Origin of the sequence: Streptomyces hundungensis (assembly GCF_003627815.1) — a bacterium.
Taxonomy (GTDB): domain Bacteria; phylum Actinomycetota; class Actinomycetes; order Streptomycetales; family Streptomycetaceae; genus Streptomyces; species Streptomyces hundungensis_A.
This window is the reverse complement of record NZ_CP032698.1, coordinates 8,090,946-8,109,918: the sequence shown is the minus strand read 5'-3', so window position 1 is coordinate 8,109,918 and position 18,973 is coordinate 8,090,946. Positions and strand designations below refer to the sequence as shown.

Below are 18,973 nucleotides of genomic sequence, written 5' to 3'. Positions count from 1 at the left end.
GGCACAGCCCGGCCAGGGGCCATCCACCAGCCACCAGCCACCAGCCACGACGAGAATCGGCCAACTGTGGCCGAAGTTTCGGACGCGTACACGTTGTCACAAGCGGGGCCACGAGGATCTACCGCGCGCGTGCAGATAGTGTGTTCGCGGGTTGAACGGATCTCCGCATGACCCGACTTGACCACCCTGATGGTAGGTCGCAACCCGAACCACCGTACCCGGCCTCCTGAAAGTGGCGTTGATGAACGTGTCGCCCGGCAGTAGACACCTGCGAAGCTGGGTCGCTCTGACAGCCCTTGTCGGCACCATCACCCTCATACCGGGCCCTAGTTACGCGGCTCCGAGCGACCCCAAACCGGCCGACGGCACGCCCCTGGACCAGATCCACAGCCAGCTTGACGGCCTCTACCGCGAGGCAGAGGTGGCAACCGAGGCGTACGACGGCGCCAACGAGAAGGCGACCGAGCAGTCCAAGCGGCTGACGTCCCTCCAGAGCGACCTCGCCCGCGCCAAGGGCCGGGCGGATGCCCTGCACGGTCTCGCGGGGGCGGCGGCCCGGGCGCAGTACCGCGGGGACTACTTCAGCTCCGCAGGGCTCCAGTTGCTCCTCAGCGACCATCCCGAAAACGCGCTCGCCGACGCCGCGCGCGCCGACCGCACCCGCGCCACGCTCCAGCTCATCTACGAGAACCAGAAGTCCGCCAGCACGGAGCTCGACCGGCAGACCGAGGCCGCTGCGAAGAACCTGAGTGACCTCAAGAAGAGCCTCGCGGACAAGGCCGGCGCCAAGGAAAAGATCCAGAACAAGATCGCCGACGCCGAGCGGATCGAGGCGGGCCTGAAGGCCGAACAGGTCAACGGGCTGGCCCAGTTGGAGAAGCAGAAGGCGGACGACGCCAAGTCCATGTGGTCCGGCTCCGGTTCGAACGGCGCCCCGGCCGACAAGGGCGGCACGGGCAACGGGCCTTCGGGCGGCGGGCCGGCCGTGAGCGGCAGTGCCGGGCAGGCCGTCTCCTTCGCCATGGCGCAGATCGGCAAACCGTACGGGTGGGGCGACACGGGTCCCTCGTCGTACGACTGCTCGGGACTCACCTCCGTGGCATGGGCCCACGCCGGACATCCCATACCGCGTACCTCACAGGCTCAGTGGCAGGGACTGCGCCGCGTCAGTCTCTCGTCCGCCCAACCCGGCGACTTGATCATCTACTTCAGCGATGCCACACATGTGGGCATGTACATCGGCGGCGGACAGATCGTCCACGCTCCTCGGCCCAGGCGTACGATCACGACCGCGCCGGCCGCCTCCATGCCGATCCTCGGCGTGGTCCGACCCGGAGGCTGAGCGGATATGTCCAACTTGCCCGTATCCCGTGACGACGGGAATCTGCCCGCGCTCAGCGCGCAGCCGCTGATCCGCCTGGACGCATACGTCGCCGAGGACGGATCGACCGTGGTCAACGGCCATCTGCTGACCATGGGCGGCACCCGGCCGCCCAATGAGGCGATCCTCGACGCCGTGGCGATGTTCGCCCGCACCCTGGGGGCACCGGTTGCGGCAACCGTCGTCGACCGCACCGCGCAGCAGGTGGCGCGGCTTCGGGTGCACCCGGACGGCTCCAGCTACACGATCGCCGATGATGAGGACCTGCCGCCCGGCCGCGAGCGAACCGAGGCGGAGGAGCAGGCGTTCCCTCCACTCGCCCGCGTCGAGCGGATCATTCAGCACGCGCAACGGGAGGAGCTGCACGCGGCGTTCGTCCTGGCCAGTGCTCTGCGTGAGCATCTGACGCTGCGGCGGGGCGTGGAAGACGATCTCTCACTCGAGGCGCGGGCGATCGAGGCCTACATGGCGTTCCTGCGCGGCGACTACGCGGTCTCCACCGTGCTCGCGCTCACTGTCGCGCGCATCCGGTGCCGCACCGACCTCAACCGGGCCGCGCCCGAGGTGGCCCGCGCCACCGCGGCTTGGCAGCGACTTGAGGACGCGAGCCAGATAGCGACCCGCGGAGAAGAACTGCTGTACATGTGGGAGCGGTTGTCCGCTGCGGGCCTGGTACAGCACCATACCCACCAGACCATGGCGCTGGCGGTCCGCACCCGGCTCGAACGGGGCAGGCAGTACGTGGAAGCCCCGGTGGAACGTCCGGCTCCGGCTCTCACCGCGGCCCAGGGCCCCGCCGCACCGGAGGACGCGCCGCTCGCGCGCAGCCGGAGGGGTCTGCGGCGCTTCACCAGATGGACGGGCCGGCAAACCGGCTGAGGCGGTGCACCTCACCGCCACCCTCGCAACGACTCCGCGTCGACCGCTAGCTCGAAGAGGCCCTGACCGACGGCGCCTACCCGCTCCACATGCCGTCAGGGCAGAGTCAGCAACCGGGGCCGATCGGTGGAGACGATGCCAGGGCGAGCGCGGCGATCCGCAGCTCGGCCGCCCACGTCTGCTGGTCAAGCCCCAACGTGTACTCGATGCAGCACCCGCAATCCGGGATCAGCGATACGAATGATCGTTCCTCAACGGTTTCGACCTTCGTCTCCCACCAGTCGTCCGTCGTCAGGTAGGCGGGAGTGATTTCCCCGTCAATCAGCCTCGCCGCCAGCCGACGCAGCGCATGGCGCCGTGCCAGGCCCGGATCAGGCAACTCGAGTCCGGCCTCGCAGAGTGCTTGCTCAAACGCGTCCCGGATATCTCGGGTGTCCGCGTTGCGGGGCAATCCGGCGAGCTCGCGCAACGTCGGGGTGTCCAGCCCGATCGCGAGCGCCTCGGCAGCAATCATCGGCAGGTCCTCCGGGCGCATCTCATCGGCCTGATAACGGCACGCCACCTCCCCCAGAGCCGTGAGGCCGCTCCGCGTTGAGGACTCCGGTTCCGGTCTCGTTCCTGCTGTTCTCATGACGCATACGATGCCAGCACCGCCCCAGGGAGGGTTGCCGAAGGGGCGGTCCGCTCGGTACTCACCGCGTGTTCGCCTCAACCCGAAGGCCCGACCACGAAAACTCGACAGCCTGTCCTCGGGTCCTCGGGTCCTCGTGTCCCGTGGCAAGACCTTCAACTTGCGTGCACCCACAGCCAACCGCGTCACGGCACCGGGTCCGGCCGTCGTAGGCCAGGGAAGGCGGCAGGGGTTGCCCAGCCGCGCAGTACGGCATCAATCGTGGAGCGGAACGCGGTCTCGGCTGCGGCGCCGTCGAGGCCGCCGGCCAGTTCGAGGGTCACGAGTCCGTGCAGGGCGACCCACAACGAGACGGCGATCAGCGTGGTGTCGCCCTCCAGGATCCGGTCCGCCACGGCACGGTCGATCGCCGTGACGAGAGGTCGCACCGGGTCTCGGTCGCCGACCCGGGTCGACGGTACGAAGGACTGCGCCCCACCGAACAACACCGCGTACAGGTGGCGGTGTTCGCGTCCCCACTGGCGATACGCCACGGCCAACGCGTACAGATCCTCCAGGGCGGCCTTCGAGCCGGGAACGGCCGTCAGGTCCTGGAACAGGCCGGCTACCGCCTGGTCGCGCACCTCCCGGATCAGTCCGTCCTTGCCCTGGAACAAGGTGTACACCGCCGCCGTCGAGGTTCCGGCGGCAGTGGCCAACGCGCGGACCGTGACCGACTCCTGAGGGTGGGTGGCGAACATCTCGGTCGCGCATGCGACGAGCCGTTCTCTGACGGCGGCGTCGTTCGTTCTCGGCCTTCCCATGGGAAGCAGTTTACCCATGCTGCTAACATCGTTTCAAAACAGCGTTCCAAAACCCTGGGGAGCTCATCATGCCACCGTCCGCCATACGTCCTTTACGCCTTGTCGGCCGCCTGCTGGCGGCCACCGCCGCAGTGGTGGGGCTAATCGCCTTCTTCCTGGCGCTGATCGTCGTCACGGACGGCGCGGGCTCGGGATTCGTCGCATGGTCCGCGACTGTTGGGATCGCGGTTGTCGCGGCGCTGTGGCGGGGCCGCCGCCGCTCCTGGCGAGGACGGCTGGTGCCCTTCCGGCCGGTGCTCGTCGCAGCGGCCCTGGCGCTGTCGGTGTGCGTCCCCACCGTCCCCACGACGCGCCACTACCCGGCCGCCCTGCCGTTCGTGACCGCCGAGCAGTGGCGCCTGTCCACCGGCAGCCGGGTCGCGGTCTACCACTATCCGCCCACCGGCAACAACCCCCGCCGGCCCGCCCCGCTCGTCTACCTCAACGGCGGCCCGGTGCGCGGCATCTCAGTGCTCGACCACCGCTTCCTGCAACGGCTCGCGGGACAGGGCTACGACGTGTACGCCTATGAGCAGGCCGGTGGCGGACGCAGCGATCTGCTGCCCATGGACCAGTACTCGATCACCCGGTCCGTCGATGACCTCGGCGCTTTCGTCAGCAAACTCGGCAAGGGCCGCGCCGACGTACTGGGATTCTCCTCAGGCGCGGTCGTGCTCACCCGCGCGCTGGCCGACCCCGCCATCGCCGACCACCTGCGCCGGGCGGTCATCGCCGAGCCAGGCCCGATGGACGGCCCCACCGCCCGCATGGCCGAGCAGAAGGGTCGGCCGTCGGCCCGCGACCTCGCGCCGGCCATGACCGGACCGCGCTCCACCCATGTCCCGCGGTACGCGGTCGCGTTCGGCCTCATGCGGCTCGGACTGATCAGCCCGGACAACGGGCTGGTAGGGCAGGCGGAGGGCGACAATGCCTTCACCGCTGCCGATCTGGGCAGCGACACCGGGTCCGCCTACTGCGCGCGGGACGCGCACCGCATCCCGGTCGAGGACACTGCGGAGAACTTCTCCTTCAGTGCCGCCGCCAGCCTCCGCGTCCAGCAAACAATCAAGGACTCCCCCTCCATCGCCCAGCAGCTCAGTCGCTCCCGGACACCCGCGATGCTGATGATCGCCGAGTGCTCCTCCCAGGTCCGGCAGTGGCAAACAACCATCCTCGCGGACAACCCTGCCATCGAGCGCACCCAGTACATGCCCGGAGTCGGTCACCACATGTGGAACGGCCTGGGCGACAACGACCAACGAGCAGCCGCCGCCATCACCGCGTTTCTCCAAGACAACCCCGCACCGCTGCCCGACTACCCGACCCGAGCCGACATCCCGGCCTTCCTCCGGGCCCACAAGTAAGCGAGCAGATCCATGGGATCGCGTCCAAGGTGCGTGGAGGAGCTGGCGGGTTCCGCGGCGACGTTGCGCGTCTCTCACAAGCGATCCGTTGCCCAGCCGCCCGGCAGGGCCGGACCGGTGCTGTACCACGAAGGGCGGTTGGGACGGTACGCACCGTACGGCGATCCCGACCAACGGCACCGGTACCGCGGTACCGCGCAGGCGAGACCCAGTCCTGGCCCGAGCCGACTCGGTATCGACCAGCTCACCCCGCATCGTCGAGCCACGCAGCCCGGACAGCCGATCCGCCCGCTTGATCTCGGACCTGTGCTCAGGAGCCGCAGAACTCTGCGTCCACGACCCGCTGTTCGTGGACGTTCCAGTCGCCGTTGAAGTTGAGCGACAGCACGTGCTTACCGTCGGCCGTGGCCATGGACTGCGAAATGGAGCCCTGGATACCGCCGTTGTGCCCCCATACCTCGGTGCCGCACGACAGCGTCATCTTCATCAGACCCAGGCCGTAGGAGAAGTTCGGCAGGTCCTTGACCGAGACGGTCGTCATCATCTCCTTCAGCTGAGGCGCCTTCAGGAGCCGGCCGGAGAACAGGGCCCGGTAGAACCGGTTGAGGTCATGGTTGTTGGAGATCATCTCTCCGGCGGCGCCCGCGAAGGAGGGGTTCAGTTCGGTGACGTCGTAGGTCGTGCTGTTCGGTGCTCCCGGTCCGGCGAGTTCCCCGGTCAGCTTGGAGTAGGCGCGTCCGCTGGGTCCGGCGACGCGGGCGCGGGTGCCCGGCACCGTGGTGGAGTCCAGGTGCAGGGGGCGCAGGATGCGCTGCTCGATCTCATGGGCGTACGAGTGTCCGGTGGCCTTCTGGATCACCATGGAGGCGATGACGTAATTGGTGTCGCTGTAGCTCCACTTGTCGACGTCGTCGGTCGGGGCGAAAACGGGCTCGTGCGTCATGGCCAGCTGGACGATCTGGCGAGGTGTCCAGGTGTCGTAGCGGTGCTCGAGGAAGTCGGTGCCGAACTCCTTGCGCTTGAAGTCCTTGTCGTCGGTGTAGCTGTATATCCCGCTGGTGTGATTGAGGAGCTGGCGTATGTTGATCTTCTTGCCGTCGTGCCCATTGCCCCGCACCAGGCCCGGCAGCCAGTGGTCCACCGTGTCGTCCAGGCTCAGCCTCCCCTCCTCCTCCAGCTGGAGCATCACCGTCGCCACGAACGTCTTGGTGATCGAGCCGATTCGGAAGCGGTCGTCGGCCCGCGGCTTGCGGCCGGACGTCAGGTCCGCGGTCCCCGCGCGTCCCGCCCAGGTGTCGTTCCCCAGCTCGGCGAGAACGTGCCCACCGGGCACCCCGTCGCGGACCACCGACTCCAGGGCCGCCCGGGTGGCCGCGTGCCCGTCCCGCCCCGCCGAGGCGTTCGCGGTACCGGCAGCCGAGGCCGGCGGGACGAGACCGGCACTCATCACCACCGTGGCGACCAACCCGACGGCAGCGGCCCGCAGTCTGCGCTCCCCTCGCGGGCGGCCGCTTCCCCTGGACGAACGTGAAGCGTTGGCGGCGTGCGGGAGCTCGTACACGAAATACTCCTGTCTCTGACGGGGAGGACCTGATGTGAGCCCAGTATTTCGATCAAGGTCCGAGCCCGGGATACCGCCAACCACCCGCTTGAAGGTGGGGCTAGCCCCCATGCGTACTTGCGCGAAGGGGTACGGGGACGTGGGCAGCAGTGTCGACCGGAGCGAACGCGACCCGCGTCATATGGATCCACCCCGATACCCGGCGGCGCTCGCCCGGGCCTCACCAAGGCCCAGGTCCCGGCCCCAGGTCCCAGGCCGTCCCGGCCGTCCCGGCCATCACGGCCATCACGGCCATCACGGGCCCCTGCCGCGTGCGCTACGCGATACCCGCGATGGTCGGCTCAGCCGCTATCGCAAACGCCACCCTTCCCAACCTGCCGCTCTGCCTCAGGCGTTCGGCGGAGTCGAGAGAGCAGTGACCTGCGCGGTCCAGGATTCGGGTTCCCTCAGCGGCTCCGGCTCCCAGGTCACGTCGACACGTAAGTTGTGGAAGTCGTAAGCCAGGGCCACCACCATCGCCGCCGCGGCGGCCCGCGCCTCTGCCGGGTCGGCGTTGAACGGAACGTTGGCGAGGCGCCCGCAGTGCATCCCGCCTTCCTCGGTGAGGAGAGTGTGGCGCCAGCCTTCCGGCGTCGCGAACAGGACGATGCCGCTCGGCACGCCGAAGGGCGACGGCGATCGCCTCTTATCGTCCCGCTTTCGTCTCACCATGAAGCCATCCAACCTCGGCCACGCGCCGAGGATTCAGGCAGCCCAGACTTCGAGCGCGGTGGCGGGCCTCGCTGCCGACTTCCTCGTGGAGGGGACTGCTGAACGCCCCGGCCCCGTGGCGAGGCCCCGACCGACGCTTCGATGGGGGCCGGTGGCCAACTCTTCGAGTCTGCTGCCAGAGCCGCCGCGCCCGCGTGCTGGCTCAATGTGGCAGGGGGTCTAGGCCCCCTCCGCGGGTGCGGGCAGGGCCCCGGTGGGGGCGGGGGTTTGTCGGATGTCCGCATGACGTGGCGGCGCCTTACGGTCAAGGAATGAAGACAGCGAGCGTTCGGATCGCAGTGGTAACCGCCTTGCTGGTCACGGGAGTTGGGAGTTTCACTCCCCTCGCGCAGGCCCGCCCCGCCTCCCAGCGGGGCGACCTCATCCAGGTCGAGGCCGTATCCACCCGCACCCCATCCCAGGTCTCCGACTTCCTCAAGTCGGCCGGCATCGACAACACCGAGGTTCGTTACGGCGTACGCGGTTACCGGATCACGTACCGTACCATCACCCCGCAAGGGACCCCCACCACCGCCACCGGCCTCCTCGTGTTGCCCGAGGACGGCCGCCACACCCGGCTCGATGTCGTCGCGGACACCCACGGCACCATGGTCGACCGCGACTACGCGCCCTCCGTCGGCGAGGACGACGGACGGCTCTCGCCGTATCTGCACGCCTCGGTCGGCCGGGCCGTCGCCGCACCCGACTATCTGGGGCTCGGCAAGGGGCCCGGCCGCCACCCGTACATGGACACCGCCTCCGCCGTGTCCGCATCGCTGGACATGCTGCGGGCCACCCGCACCGCCGCCCGTGAGCTGGGACGCCCGCTGACCGGGAACGTGTACGGGACCGGCTTCTCGCAGGGCGGCCAGGTCGCCATGGCGCTCGGCCGGGCACTGAGCCAGGGTGCCGACGCACACTTCCGGTTGAAGGCGCTCGCGCCGGTCTCGGGCCCGTACGACATCGTGGGACAGGAGATGCCCGCGCTCTTCGACGGGCGGGTGAACGACACCAGCGGCGTGCTGTACATGGCGTACTGGCTCACTGCGCAGAACCGGCTGCACCCCCTTTACGGCGACACGAGGAACGCCTTTCGCGAGCCGTACGCCCAGGTCGTCGAGGGGCTTTTCGACACCCACCACACCACGGAAGAGGTACTCGCAGCGCTGCCCAGCACCGTGAAGGAGATGCTCACGCCGGCCTTCTACGCGCGGCTCCAGCACCCCAGCGGCGCCCTGTTCGACGCAGCGCGGAACAACGACCACACCTGCGACTGGAAACCCGATGTGCCGGTCCGGCTCTACACCGCGAGCGGCGACACGGACGTACCGATCGGCAACACGCTGAGCTGCGCCCGACAGCTGGCCGCGCACGGGAAGAGAACCCCTGTGACCGACCAAGGAGAGGTCGACCACAACGGCGCCTTCAAGAAGTCGGTGCCACAGATCGTGCGGCTCTTCAACTCCCTTGCCGGTATTGCCGGTACGGCTTAGACCAGGTCACCGCATGGCGCGCTGACCACGGTCCTGGACATGGGAGCGGGCACCGGGGCGGAGCGTTCCGGGCGGCATGTGGCAGATGGGGAAGCGCCCCGGTTGCCATTGGCGCGGGTACGTCCCCCCGCGGGCCCATCACCACCAGTACGCCGGCCCGGACAAGCCGCACGCCCCACCGGCTAGCCGCGCACGATCGCCGGAAAGGTTGCCGCCGTGTCGACGTAGTACTTGCGGACCAGCGGGCCGAATCCGTCCTGCTGGTCGCCGAGGACCATGGCCTTGATGACCTGGGTGCATCGCGCGTCACTGAACGCCGACACCTTCGCCACGGTGCCGGCGCCCCCAAGGGCGAATGGGACCCACGCCTTCCGGGACTCCGCCGTGGCGCTGACGTCCGGGTCGAAACCCAGGACGAAGCGGCGTCCGTCCTGCTCCTGCCCGGTGGCCAGGAGCACGATCACATGGAAACCGGTGCCGTCCTTGTTCTTGAATTTGCTCATGGCTCCGCCCACGTGCCCTGTCGGGCCCTTGACGGTCACGGCGCGGCCGCTCTCCAAGATGTTGCCGATGGCCGTCCACTTGGCCGCGATGTCCGACGCCGCCGACAGATCCGCGGGGTCGTACCGTCCCCCCGTGTCGCGGCTCAGTCGGTCGCCCACATCCTTGGCGCGCTCCCCGCAGAGGCTGTCCAGCATTCCGGTGAAGAACGTGGAATCAGTCGGCATTTGCAACCAGCCGTTGAGACGCTCAAGAACGCTGGCCCCTCGTGTGTCGTCTATCGCCTGCGAGATCCGGTCCCGCAGTGTGGCGATCGTCGGGGTGGTCACGTCCCCTGCTTGTACATACGCCTGCTCGATCATGAAAACTCCCCCCGGTCAACTCCCCTATTTCCACTATGACGTACGAAACCCTCCATCGATGGCGTAACCAGGAAAAGGAACGACGCCACATGCCGTGTCCGCGCTCTCCGCGCGACGTGGCGGTCAACTCTGTACCTCCCAACGCAGATCCCCCACCTCCCAGCACCTCACCCACCCGGCACACCATGCCCGTTGCATACGTCACCTCGGAGCCCATCCCGGCACCCAGTACCGCACACGGCCCGAGGAGTATTCGAACCCATGGGCTACAGTGCGCCTTTGCCGGGACGGCTCCGGGAGGAGCCGGGGGAAGGGGCACAGTCAGTGGGAGAGCAGCAACTCACGCCTGCCGTGGGGCAGTCGACGGCGTGTCCGCAGTGCGGGGCGGAGGTCCCCGATGACAAGCGGTTCGCCAAGTGGTGCACCGCGTGTGACTGGAACGTCGACCCCGGCGACAAGGAACCGGTCCGCGGCCGTTTCGAAAAAGCGCAACGCCGCCTCGCCCACCGCTATGGAGAGCAACTGCATGCCCGACTGCTCGCCGGGGACACGGCGTCGGACTCCGCATCCCGCCAGCAGGACCGCTCCGGAATCCTCGCCCGTGCCGTCGCGCTGGCCGTACACACGGTCACGGTCGCCCTGGCCGTCGGCGGCGTTCTGCTCATCGTGCTCGGGCCGGGCATCCAGCCCTTCCTCGGGGGCATCCTGTTGGTGACCGCCGTCGTGCTGCGGCCACGGTTCGGCAAACTGCGCCCCGATGGACCGGTGCTGCACCGGGCGGACGCGCCGCGCCTGTACGCACTGGTCGACGAGGTCTCCTCGTCCGTGGGAACCCAAGGTGTCGATGTCGTGGTCGTCGACGCGCAGTACAACGCCTCTGTTGCCACCCACGGCCTCAAGGGCCGCCGCTCGCTGCACATCGGGCTCGCTCTGTGGGAGGTTCTGGACCCGCAGGAGCGTGTCGCTCTGCTCGGCCACGAACTCGGCCACTACGCCAACGGCGACGTGCGGCACGGCCGCCTCGTCGGCACGGCCCTGCACTCGCTCCACCACTGGCTGTACTTCCTCACCCCGGTACCCACCCTGTACCGCCGCCGGACCGTCCCCGAACTCGCCGCCGCCGCGCTCATCAGCGTGCCACGATCGGTCGTCCACGCGGTCGCGCTGCTCTTGGAAGGGCTGGCTCTGCGCGGCTCGCAGCGCTCCGAATACCTCGCGGACCGCGCCGCGGTACGCGTCGGCTCGGCTGCGGCGGCGACCCGCATGATGGACCGGTTGCTCATCGGCAACTCGATCACCACCGCTCTGCGCACGGAGTCGGTCCGCGCCCAGGCCAGGATCAGCGGAGCCGACCCGCAGGCCGCCGCCGACGGCCTGTGGGAGCGGATCGCGGAGCGCGCGGCCACCGTCTCCGAGCGCGAGTACGAGCGGCTGCGCCGCGTGAGCGTCCTGCGCGGCCACAGCGTCGACTCGACCCACCCGCCCACCCATCTGCGCCGTCACCTCATGGAGGTGGGTGAGCCGGCGGCGCCGACCGTCGTAGTGGACCCCGAAACGGCTGCCGCGATCGCCACCGAACTCGCGCCGGCCCGGGTTGCGCTGGCGCGCCAGGTCATCCGCGACCAGGCGGGTTGAGCGCACCGGGTCATCCGCGACCAGGCGGGCTGAGCGCGCCGGGTCATCCGCGACTGGCGACCCATGGCCACCGAAGCCGTACACCGGCCCGCAGCCCAGCCGGTCCTAACCGCCAGCGGGAACGGGACGGTTCGACGACCGTCTTGATCGTCCAATGGATGGATCCGTCCCGCGGCGGGGGCCGGACGCCGGGACGGGGCTGTCCGTCATCAACAGGTACCGCTGGCTGGACGCCTCGGCCGCCAGGGCGGGTGACCGGCTCCGCACCCCTCAGGGTGACCTGAGAGAGGTCGTCGGTACTTGCGCCTGGAGAAAACCGCAGCGTCTACAACCTCACCGTGCCGCGTTGCGCAATGGTGGAGTCGGCTGGTACGACGGTGAGCGCGGCGTCACCGTAATTCAGAGGAGCGAGTACTCCATGACGGCCTTCAAGAAAACCGTCGCAGACTTTGCCAAGAGGAAGAGTTAGGAACGTCGCATGCGTGCCAACGAACAAGACGGGAAAATTGTGATCACGGTCGACCGCGACGAAGTCTCGCGGATGACCGGAATCATGGCCGAATCCCTGAGCCTGCTCACGCGCTCCGAGTTCTACATCCGGACAGGGTGCTCCAAACCGAATGTAGAAGAGCTTGTCGAGCGGTTGCAGGGTGTTGCCGCGGGAACGACAGGGGCGTTCGAGCTAGATCTCTCGGTAGGAGTTGAAGCGGAGGAGAATCCGCGCCGTCCGAGGAACTAGAACTCCGGGCTGAGGGCTTGCCGGTGATCAACGCATGGTTTTGATCACCGGCGGCCCTCCAGGGAAAAAGTGCGCCGACAGCAGGCGGCCTCGGCGCTATGAGGCGGGGCGGCACGACGGCATTACGGTCGCAAGCCGACGGCCGATCGAGCACGCCGAGCAGCCCGAGCAGGCCGAGCAAGCCGCCGACGGTCGGCTCGGGTAGGGGGCCAAGCGCCTCGGCGTCCTTGGCCTCGGCGATCAACACCACCGGCCGGCCCGATCCCTCACGGGTGACGACCGTGCCGTCGGCCGGACATGCCGAGATCCAGGTGATCGCGCCAGCATGGACGCAATTTCGGTCGCGCCGATGAGTTTTGTGCGGACCCATGGTCGATACGGCTGGACACACTCAGAGCGGTGGGCCTGTGCTGGGGCCGTTCCAGCGCGGGAGGAAGCACATGGAGGCAGTGATGAGCGTCGACGACTCCGAGCAGCACACCATCCGGACTGGCGAGCAGGGGACCCGGGTGAGCGGTCCTAGGGTGTTGGTGGCGGGGGCGAGCATCGCGGGACCCGCGCTGGCCCACTGGCTGCGCCGGCGGGGGGCCGAGGTGACTGTGGTGGAGCGGGCCCCCAAGCTGCGTCCCGGCGGGCAGGCGGTGGACGCGCGCGGGGTCGCCAAGGAGGTCATCCGGCGTATGGGGCTCGACGCGGCGGTGCGCGCCGCGTGCACCGACACCGCCGGCGCACACACCGTGGACGCGGAGGGGAAGGTGTTGGAGACCTTCCGCGCGGACGACGACGGTGGTGACGGGTTCATCGCGGACATCGAGATCCTGCGCGGGGACCTGTCCCAGGTGCTCTACGACGACACCCGCGACGGGGTCGAGTACATCTTCGGTGACCGCATCGCCGATCTCGCCCAGGATGCGGACGGGGTCGAGGTGACCTTCGCGGGCGGCGCCCGGCGGCGCTTCGACCTGGTGATCGGGGCCGACGGCCTCCACTCGGAGCTGCGGGCGATGGTGTTCGGGCCGCATGAGCGGTTCCTGCGCCACCTCGGTCACGTGCTGGCCTTCTACAGCGTGCCCAACGAGTTCGGGTTGGACCGATGGCTCCTTGAGTACCAGGACCAGGAGTCCGGGCGCTCGGCCCTCCTGCGGCCCATCCAGGACGCCACCCGGGCGATGGCCATGTTCTACCTCCCGTCCGCCGACTTCGACGTCGACCACCGTGACGTCCCGGCCCAAAAGCGTCTGCTGCGCGAGCGGATGGCGGGCCTGGACTGGCTGGCCCCGGACATCCTCGCGCACCTGGACGACACCCCGGACTTCTACCTCGACCAGGTCGCCCAGGTGGTGATGGACCGCTGGTCGAGCGGACGGGTGGGACTGCTCGGGGACGCGGCGTTCAGTTCCTCACCGATGTCCGGGCAGGGCACCGGCCTTGCACTGGCCGGCGCCTACCTGCTGGCCGGAGAGCTGGCCGCCGCCGAGTGGGACCCCGGCACCGGATTCGCCCGCTACGAGGCGCGGATGCGCTCGTTCGTCGAGGCCAACCAGGAGATCGGCCGATTGAACGCCCGCAGCCGCGACGTCCCCGGGCCGGATGCCGAGCCGCGCCCCGATTTCGCCGGCGCATGGTTCACCGAGCTGGTCGGGCGCGCGATCAACGGCATCGAGCTGCCCGATTACGCGGGGGTGCCTGACTCCGCAGCCCCGTCCGGACCGCCGATCACCCCCTCGGCCAAGCCGTAGGCCCTGAACCCCCGCCACCCCGAGGTCCTGGCCGCCCAACAACGCGAACGAGCCCGCATCCGCAGCGAACGCGGACCACGCAACAGGAGAAGGCGCCAACCTGCCGGTCGCGGACCGGAATGAGCGTGCCGTCCACGATCCATGGACGTTCCGCGTCCGCGACAGCCGTGCCTCCCGCTCCAACTCCGCCAAGGACTGGCCGACTTCGCAGGCCCGTCACTTCCCGGCGGGCGCCGTCGGGGCGGTCAGCCAGTGCGCCGGGCTGACGCGGTGCAGATGGATGAGGACGTCATGGCTGTTCGCGAGCGCGATCTGCTTGTACGGTCCCGTCGGCCCCGGGTAGGCGCCGCCGATGCTCCAGGTGGCGCGGGGGGTGTTGAGCCAGTCGCGGGCCGCGTTCGGAGCGGTCCGCAGGTCCAGGACGTAGTCGCGCGGGCGCGCCTTGTCCAGGGTGTACTCGTTGCTGCCGGGCTTGGCGGGGCCGACGGTGTGGACCGCCATTCGTCCGTCGGCGTCGAGCGCGTTGAACGAGCCGCCGTCGAAGGTGGAGCCGATGCTCACGTAATGCTTGCCCAACTTGTCGCGCAGGAAGCTCCCCTGCACCTTGGGATAGTGCTGGGGGTCGTGGGACTGGAGGGCCACATGCCCGTTGTGGGCCGCGAGAAGCACCTTGCTTCCGGTGTGCCGCTGCCACCATTCCACGTTGTCCGCCATGATCTGGTCCCGGTAGCGCATGGCCCGCGCCGCCTCCCCAGGATCGTCGGGGTCGAAGGCGTATCCCTTGGCCGTCTGGTCGATGGCGGTGACGTTCCGTACCGCCCAGGCGTGCGCCTCGACGTCGCCTCCCTTGCCGGGCCCCGCCTGCTTGAGCAGGTCGAGTGCCCGCCCCGTGCGGCCGGCGATCTCCTGGAGTTCGGCAAGTGGACGGAGCGGATAGGTGTTCATGTGGGCTTCAGGGGTGGTCGTGGGCCGCAGGTCCCGGTACAGCTCGGTGAGGCGCGGCAGCAGCTCGGGGTGTGTCTTGGCCATATAGCCGGCCACCTTGTCGTAGAGCTCGGGGCCGGCGTACGCGAAGTCGTCACCCATGAACTGCACGGGATCGTGGGGGTGTTGCACGTTGTATCCGCGCATCCATCGCAGCAGATCCAGATACTCGGTGTTGTTCCAGAACACGTAGGTGCTCTGGAACTCGGTACGCATGATCTGTGCCGGGTCGCCCACCCCGTGCAGCACGTAGTCGTTGAGCCGCTGGCCGGTGCTCCAGCTCGCCTCGAGCGCGAAGACGCGGAAACCCTTGTTCTCCACGAGATAACGGAAGACCCGCTGCTTCATGGTGAAGAACTCGTGCGAGCTGTGGGTCGCCTCGCCCAGCCCCACCACCGTGGCGTCGTTCACCATCATGCCGATCGAGCGCAGGTCGTCCAGGTCACCCCGGGGGTCGGTGGTCCGCAGGGGGTGGGCTGCGCGGTCCAGGGCAGGCACGGGTGACCTCGCGGCCGAGGCGCCGGGCGCGGCCGGGGTGGCGGGCCCGGCCGGGGTGGCGGGCCCGGCCGGGGTGGCGGGCCCGGCCGGGGTGGCGGGCCCGGAAAAGCTGGAGGGTATGGAAGAGGTGGAGGGCCCGCTAGTGGATGGGGGCGCGGCGGCGATCAGCGCGCCGAGGGAGAGGACCAGTGCGGCCAGAGCCGGCCTGTGCGGTTTCATGATCCAAGACTCGCCGCCGCCCGGCCCGGGGACCATGGCGCCAACCCCCGTATGCGACGGCGGGGTTACCCCCTCCCCCACGCTGGGCGCGGGTACGGAGCCAGGCGCCAGGACCCCTAGGAGGAGCTCGCGGCGGTGCGGCCGGCTGCCCTCGGGGAGGGACGAGCGCCCGGCTGTTCATGAGCCGACACTCGGCCAGGCCGATGGTGCGGCTGCGCACCTGCCCGGTGGCGGCGCACTCCGCGCCCACGCGCGGAAAGTGCGTGCCGTTGTCATCGCCGACATCGCGGGCCTCGACCCATACGCGCTGCCCGTCGACGAGGTAGGGGAAGCGGCGCAGCTTGCGACGGTGGTGGGGCACGTGGGTCTCGGCGTGGTGGAGGAAGGAATTGCGGTTGTGGCCGACGCCGAGCAGCAGGATGTCGGCGTCCAGCTCGTGAAGGGCGTCGAAGGGTGACCCGGGTCCGAGTGCGTAGGCCAGGGGCTGTTGGTGGGTGATGCGGTGGGCCGAGGGACCGATGGCGGCGACAGAGGCCTGGGATGGCTGCCGCGGAGTCGGTCGGGGTGGGCGAGGACGGCCGCCGGCACGGCTCCCATGGAGGAGGGCAGCGCGTCATGGAAGAGCGGGACCTCGTCGCGGGCGGCCATCACCTTGTCAGTGGTGGGCCGCTCCACCTGGGGATAGGGGTCGCTGACCTCGGGGGTGAACGTGGGCACGGCCAGCGTGCCCGACGGAGTGAGGCAGTCGAGCAGCGCACCCACAACGGTGTCGGCCCCGCCCTCCACGGTCCCGAACGCGGACAGCGAGGCGTGGACGATGAGCACGGACCCCGCTCGCACCCCCAACTGGCGCAATTCTTCCTGCAATTGATGTCGATCAAGGGCTGCGGGCGAAGTCGACGGGGGCATGGTTCTCCTAGGTGATCGTCCTGGTCGGGCAGGATAACTGGACGGGCTGCCGGTACCGGATCCGGCCCGACATCGGTAGCCGCGTGCCGGCCCCGTCGCGTGGTCCCGAGCGAGTGCGCGACGTGTATGTGCGTGGGCCGCGGATGCGTGTGTGCGCGGCTCGCTGAGGGGTCAGACTCCTGAGGCCTGCGCCCGCCCGAATGGGGCCCTCATGTGCGGCAGCAGGTGACCGCCGTAAGTCCACTCTCCGGCAAGGTGGAGTGCACTCCTAGCCATCGACCTTCCCTCGCAGGCCGGGGAGAGTGATCAGCAGATCAGGTCAGTGATCGGGCGAAGTCGGCGCCCTGTTCCCGCGGTTCTGACCTCTCCTCATCCGACACCAACGCAAGGAAATCGTCCATGGCACGCATGTCCCGTACTACCGCTGACTCACTGCCCACACCAGTTGCCTTCCCACGGAGGACTTCAACCGTGCTTAAGCGTCATCTCGCCAAGATGGGTGTTGTCCTGGCCGTCCCGGCTCTCGTATTCGCGGCCACCGCCCCCGCCCATGCCTCGGGCAGCACTGTCACCTGGCGGAACAAGGCGACCGGCGGCTGCCTGACCTCCGCCCCCGGCGACATTGTCGGTACGGAGACTGGCATGCTGACCTGCTTCGACGGCGCGAACCGCTACGAGGTCGACTGGTACGACTCCCAGGACAACCTGGAGAACCCGAACGGTGCTTGGACGGAGCGCGTCGGCCGGAACGGCAAGTGCCTCACCAGCTACTCGCAGCCGGGCGACGATCCCAATACCCCGTCCCCGGTCTACCTCGAGACCTGCTCCAGCCCCGCCAATTACTACGAGCAGTGGTATGAGGAATGGGACGGATCCTCCTTCCACCTGCGTAATCGCCAGACCGGTCGCTACCTCGATACCAACAGCAACGGCGACGTTTACGCCCTGCCCGCCAACAACGGAAACTACCAGCGCTGGAATTGACGGAGCAGCACGATCCGTCCGGCCTTTTCGCCCTCCTGGACGCCTTCGGCACCGGCTGAAGCCACGGCTCCACCAGTAGGGCACCACCTCTGCCGGGCCCGTGGTCCGCGGACAACGGGCCCGGCCCTTTGTCCGCGGACAACGGCATTGTCCGCGCCCCACCTGGGAAGAGGCGCGCGCGAGTTGACGGTCAATCAGCGCCTCCGCACGGTGGAACGGCTCCCACGTCGTTCTGTCCAGCCCCATCGGAGGATCCATGTCCCGTCGTCCGACTCCCGCTTCCCCACCGAACCATGCCCGTACGGCCGCCGGATCGCTCAAGGGCCCGCTCAGGCGCAGGGCCCAGCGGTACCTGGTCGTGCTGGCGAGCATCGCCGCACTGGGTGTGGCCGCGCCGCAGGCCCGAAGCCGGTCCGCCCCTGCGTGGCGCCGACGTCACGGCCGGAGCCAACGCGGAAACCCGGGCGCTGGCCGCCACCCATGCCCAAGAGGTGCGCGCCGCGGCCGTCGTGTGCGGTGCGGGGTACGTACTCGACAACGCTCAGCGACTTCCCACCAACGAGCAGCGGCTGGCGACGTTGTTCACCTACCGCATACCGACGGACGGCGATCTGAACGACGAGCCGACCTGCGCCATTCTCGACAACAACACCGGTACGAGAATGTGGATGAAACTCAAGGTGTGCTCCAACTGGATTGCCGATGGATGTGCCGAGGGTTCGGGGTATTTCACGCAGTACGCGGGTCCGGTGTACCGGGCACGGGGAGGTTGCGGCAAGGTCTACGCCATCATGAAGAACTCTGCGAGTTCCACCGTGGCGATTGTCGATGCCATTCGCGCGTCGACGATCTGTGACTGAGGGCGAATACCGATCGCGCAAGACGCGCGGTACGTATCCGATCGGTCAGGTGAAATCCTGACGGGTTTCCCGGTGGTAGCGGCTCCCCTGCGACGGTGGCAGGGGAGCCGCGCGTATGCCGTCCGTCCCCTGCGCGCCCTGCCCTTGAATGAGTCACCCCGCCTCTCCCCTTTGTCCGACAATCGCTCGCAGACCGCGACGCCACCTGATCTGCTGAGGCATCGGTCTGATGGGAGCGCGCCGGGGAGAGTGCGAGCGCGCCCGTGGATGCGGAGGTGGTGCGACGATGGGCAGGGCGGGACGTCTGCAAGGGGATCCGAGAGGCGAGACGGCCGAGGCGAACGCACTGGCACTCTTCCTGCGTGAGCTCACGAAGGGGCGTACGGTCCGGGAACTGGCCCAGATGAAGAACATGCCACAGCCCCCAGAAACAGAGCCGGAGGCACAACGAGCAGGTTCTCCTGGCTGAGCTGAACCTCTGACAGGTACAGGTGATCTCGACCGGCCTCTTCGTGGCCCAAGTATCGCCTTCGATCCCGAAGTGGCGGTCAGTCACCGTGTCTTGACCGATGCTTGCTTTGCAACTCACCCCGGAATGTTGCGACTTGTGGCGGCTGCACGCACGACAGGTGTCGGTAGTGT

At 68.7% G+C, this 18,973-nt stretch carries 15 protein-coding genes and 1 pseudogene; 9 read left to right on the top strand and 7 right to left on the bottom strand.

What is annotated here, in order from left to right:
- The first annotated feature begins 241 nt into the window (after nt 1–241).
- Both DWB77_RS38110 and DWB77_RS36100 read left to right on the top strand, forming a co-directional pair.
- On the top strand, nt 242–1,342 hold the full coding sequence (locus DWB77_RS38110) for a C40 family peptidase (protein ID WP_162952700.1): 1,101 nt from the start codon (nt 242–244) through the stop codon (nt 1,340–1,342).
- Nucleotides 1,343–1,357: 15 nt separating this feature from the next.
- The gene (locus DWB77_RS36100) at nt 1,358–2,260 is read left to right on the top strand and encodes a hypothetical protein (protein WP_246033766.1); all 903 of its coding nucleotides are present in this window, start codon (nt 1,358–1,360) and stop codon (nt 2,258–2,260) included.
- A 106-nt stretch (nt 2,261–2,366) separates the two neighbouring features.
- On the opposite strand, the gene DWB77_RS36095 is transcribed toward DWB77_RS36100, so the two are convergent.
- Nucleotides 2,367–2,774 carry a hypothetical protein gene (locus tag DWB77_RS36095; RefSeq protein ID WP_162952287.1) on the bottom strand — a complete coding sequence of 136 codons (408 nt, stop codon included), beginning with the start codon at nt 2,772–2,774 and terminating at the stop codon, nt 2,367–2,369.
- A 302-nt stretch (nt 2,775–3,076) separates the two neighbouring features.
- Complete coding sequence (locus tag DWB77_RS36090; RefSeq protein ID WP_120726852.1) at nt 3,077–3,694, bottom strand: TetR/AcrR family transcriptional regulator; 618 nt, start codon at nt 3,692–3,694, stop codon at nt 3,077–3,079.
- A gap of 68 nt (nt 3,695–3,762) precedes the next feature.
- Between DWB77_RS36090 and DWB77_RS36085 the strand changes: the two genes are divergently transcribed.
- Complete coding sequence (locus tag DWB77_RS36085) at nt 3,763–5,097, top strand: alpha/beta fold hydrolase (RefSeq protein WP_120726850.1); 1,335 nt, start codon at nt 3,763–3,765, stop codon at nt 5,095–5,097.
- Between the two features lie 310 nt (nt 5,098–5,407).
- Here DWB77_RS36085 and DWB77_RS36080 read toward each other — a convergent pair whose 3' ends face one another.
- Together DWB77_RS36080 and DWB77_RS36075 are read right to left on the bottom strand one after the other, a co-directional pair.
- Nucleotides 5,408–6,544 carry a serine hydrolase domain-containing protein gene (locus DWB77_RS36080; RefSeq protein ID WP_120728631.1) on the bottom strand — a complete coding sequence of 379 codons (1,137 nt, stop codon included), beginning with the start codon at nt 6,542–6,544 and terminating at the stop codon, nt 5,408–5,410.
- A 501-nt stretch (nt 6,545–7,045) separates the two neighbouring features.
- Nucleotides 7,046–7,369 carry a hypothetical protein gene (locus DWB77_RS36075; RefSeq protein ID WP_162952698.1) on the bottom strand — a complete coding sequence of 108 codons (324 nt, stop codon included), beginning with the start codon at nt 7,367–7,369 and terminating at the stop codon, nt 7,046–7,048.
- A gap of 311 nt (nt 7,370–7,680) precedes the next feature.
- Here DWB77_RS36075 and DWB77_RS36070 point away from each other — a divergent pair, with 311 nt between their 5' ends.
- A complete protein-coding gene (locus tag DWB77_RS36070; RefSeq protein WP_120726846.1) occupies nt 7,681–8,901 on the top strand; it encodes an alpha/beta hydrolase in 1,221 nt (406 codons plus the stop codon).
- Nucleotides 8,902–9,083: 182 nt separating this feature from the next.
- On the opposite strand, the gene DWB77_RS36065 is transcribed toward DWB77_RS36070, so the two are convergent.
- A complete protein-coding gene (locus DWB77_RS36065) occupies nt 9,084–9,764 on the bottom strand; it encodes a hypothetical protein (protein ID WP_162952697.1) in 681 nt (226 codons plus the stop codon).
- A 324-nt stretch (nt 9,765–10,088) separates the two neighbouring features.
- On the opposite strand from DWB77_RS36065, the gene DWB77_RS36060 reads away from it, so the two are divergent.
- From DWB77_RS36060 to DWB77_RS36050, 3 genes are all read left to right on the top strand, one after another.
- Nucleotides 10,089–11,399 (top strand): M48 family metalloprotease, encoded by a 1,311-nt coding sequence (locus DWB77_RS36060; protein ID WP_246033765.1) that lies wholly within the window; start codon nt 10,089–10,091, stop codon nt 11,397–11,399.
- 478 nt (nt 11,400–11,877) lie between these two features.
- The gene (locus tag DWB77_RS36055) at nt 11,878–12,138 is read left to right on the top strand and encodes a hypothetical protein (protein WP_120726840.1); all 261 of its coding nucleotides are present in this window, start codon (nt 11,878–11,880) and stop codon (nt 12,136–12,138) included.
- A 452-nt stretch (nt 12,139–12,590) separates the two neighbouring features.
- Nucleotides 12,591–13,877 (top strand): FAD-dependent monooxygenase, encoded by a 1,287-nt coding sequence (locus DWB77_RS36050; RefSeq protein WP_246033764.1) that lies wholly within the window; start codon nt 12,591–12,593, stop codon nt 13,875–13,877.
- Between the two features lie 216 nt (nt 13,878–14,093).
- On the opposite strand, the gene DWB77_RS36040 is transcribed toward DWB77_RS36050, so the two are convergent.
- Nucleotides 14,094–15,578 carry an erythromycin esterase family protein gene (locus DWB77_RS36040; RefSeq protein WP_120726838.1) on the bottom strand — a complete coding sequence of 495 codons (1,485 nt, stop codon included), beginning with the start codon at nt 15,576–15,578 and terminating at the stop codon, nt 14,094–14,096.
- Nucleotides 15,499–16,487: pseudogene (locus DWB77_RS36035) on the bottom strand (aminoglycoside N(3)-acetyltransferase). Before DWB77_RS36035 ends, DWB77_RS36040 begins: the two are co-directional and overlap by 80 nt.
- Before the next feature lie 471 nt (nt 16,488–16,958).
- Here DWB77_RS36035 and DWB77_RS36030 point away from each other — a divergent pair.
- A complete protein-coding gene (locus DWB77_RS36030) occupies nt 16,959–17,471 on the top strand; it encodes an RICIN domain-containing protein (protein ID WP_162952696.1) in 513 nt (170 codons plus the stop codon).
- 383 nt (nt 17,472–17,854) lie between these two features.
- The gene (locus DWB77_RS36025; RefSeq protein ID WP_120726834.1) at nt 17,855–18,331 is read left to right on the top strand and encodes a hypothetical protein; all 477 of its coding nucleotides are present in this window, start codon (nt 17,855–17,857) and stop codon (nt 18,329–18,331) included.
- Nucleotides 18,332–18,973: the final 642 nt, after the last annotated feature.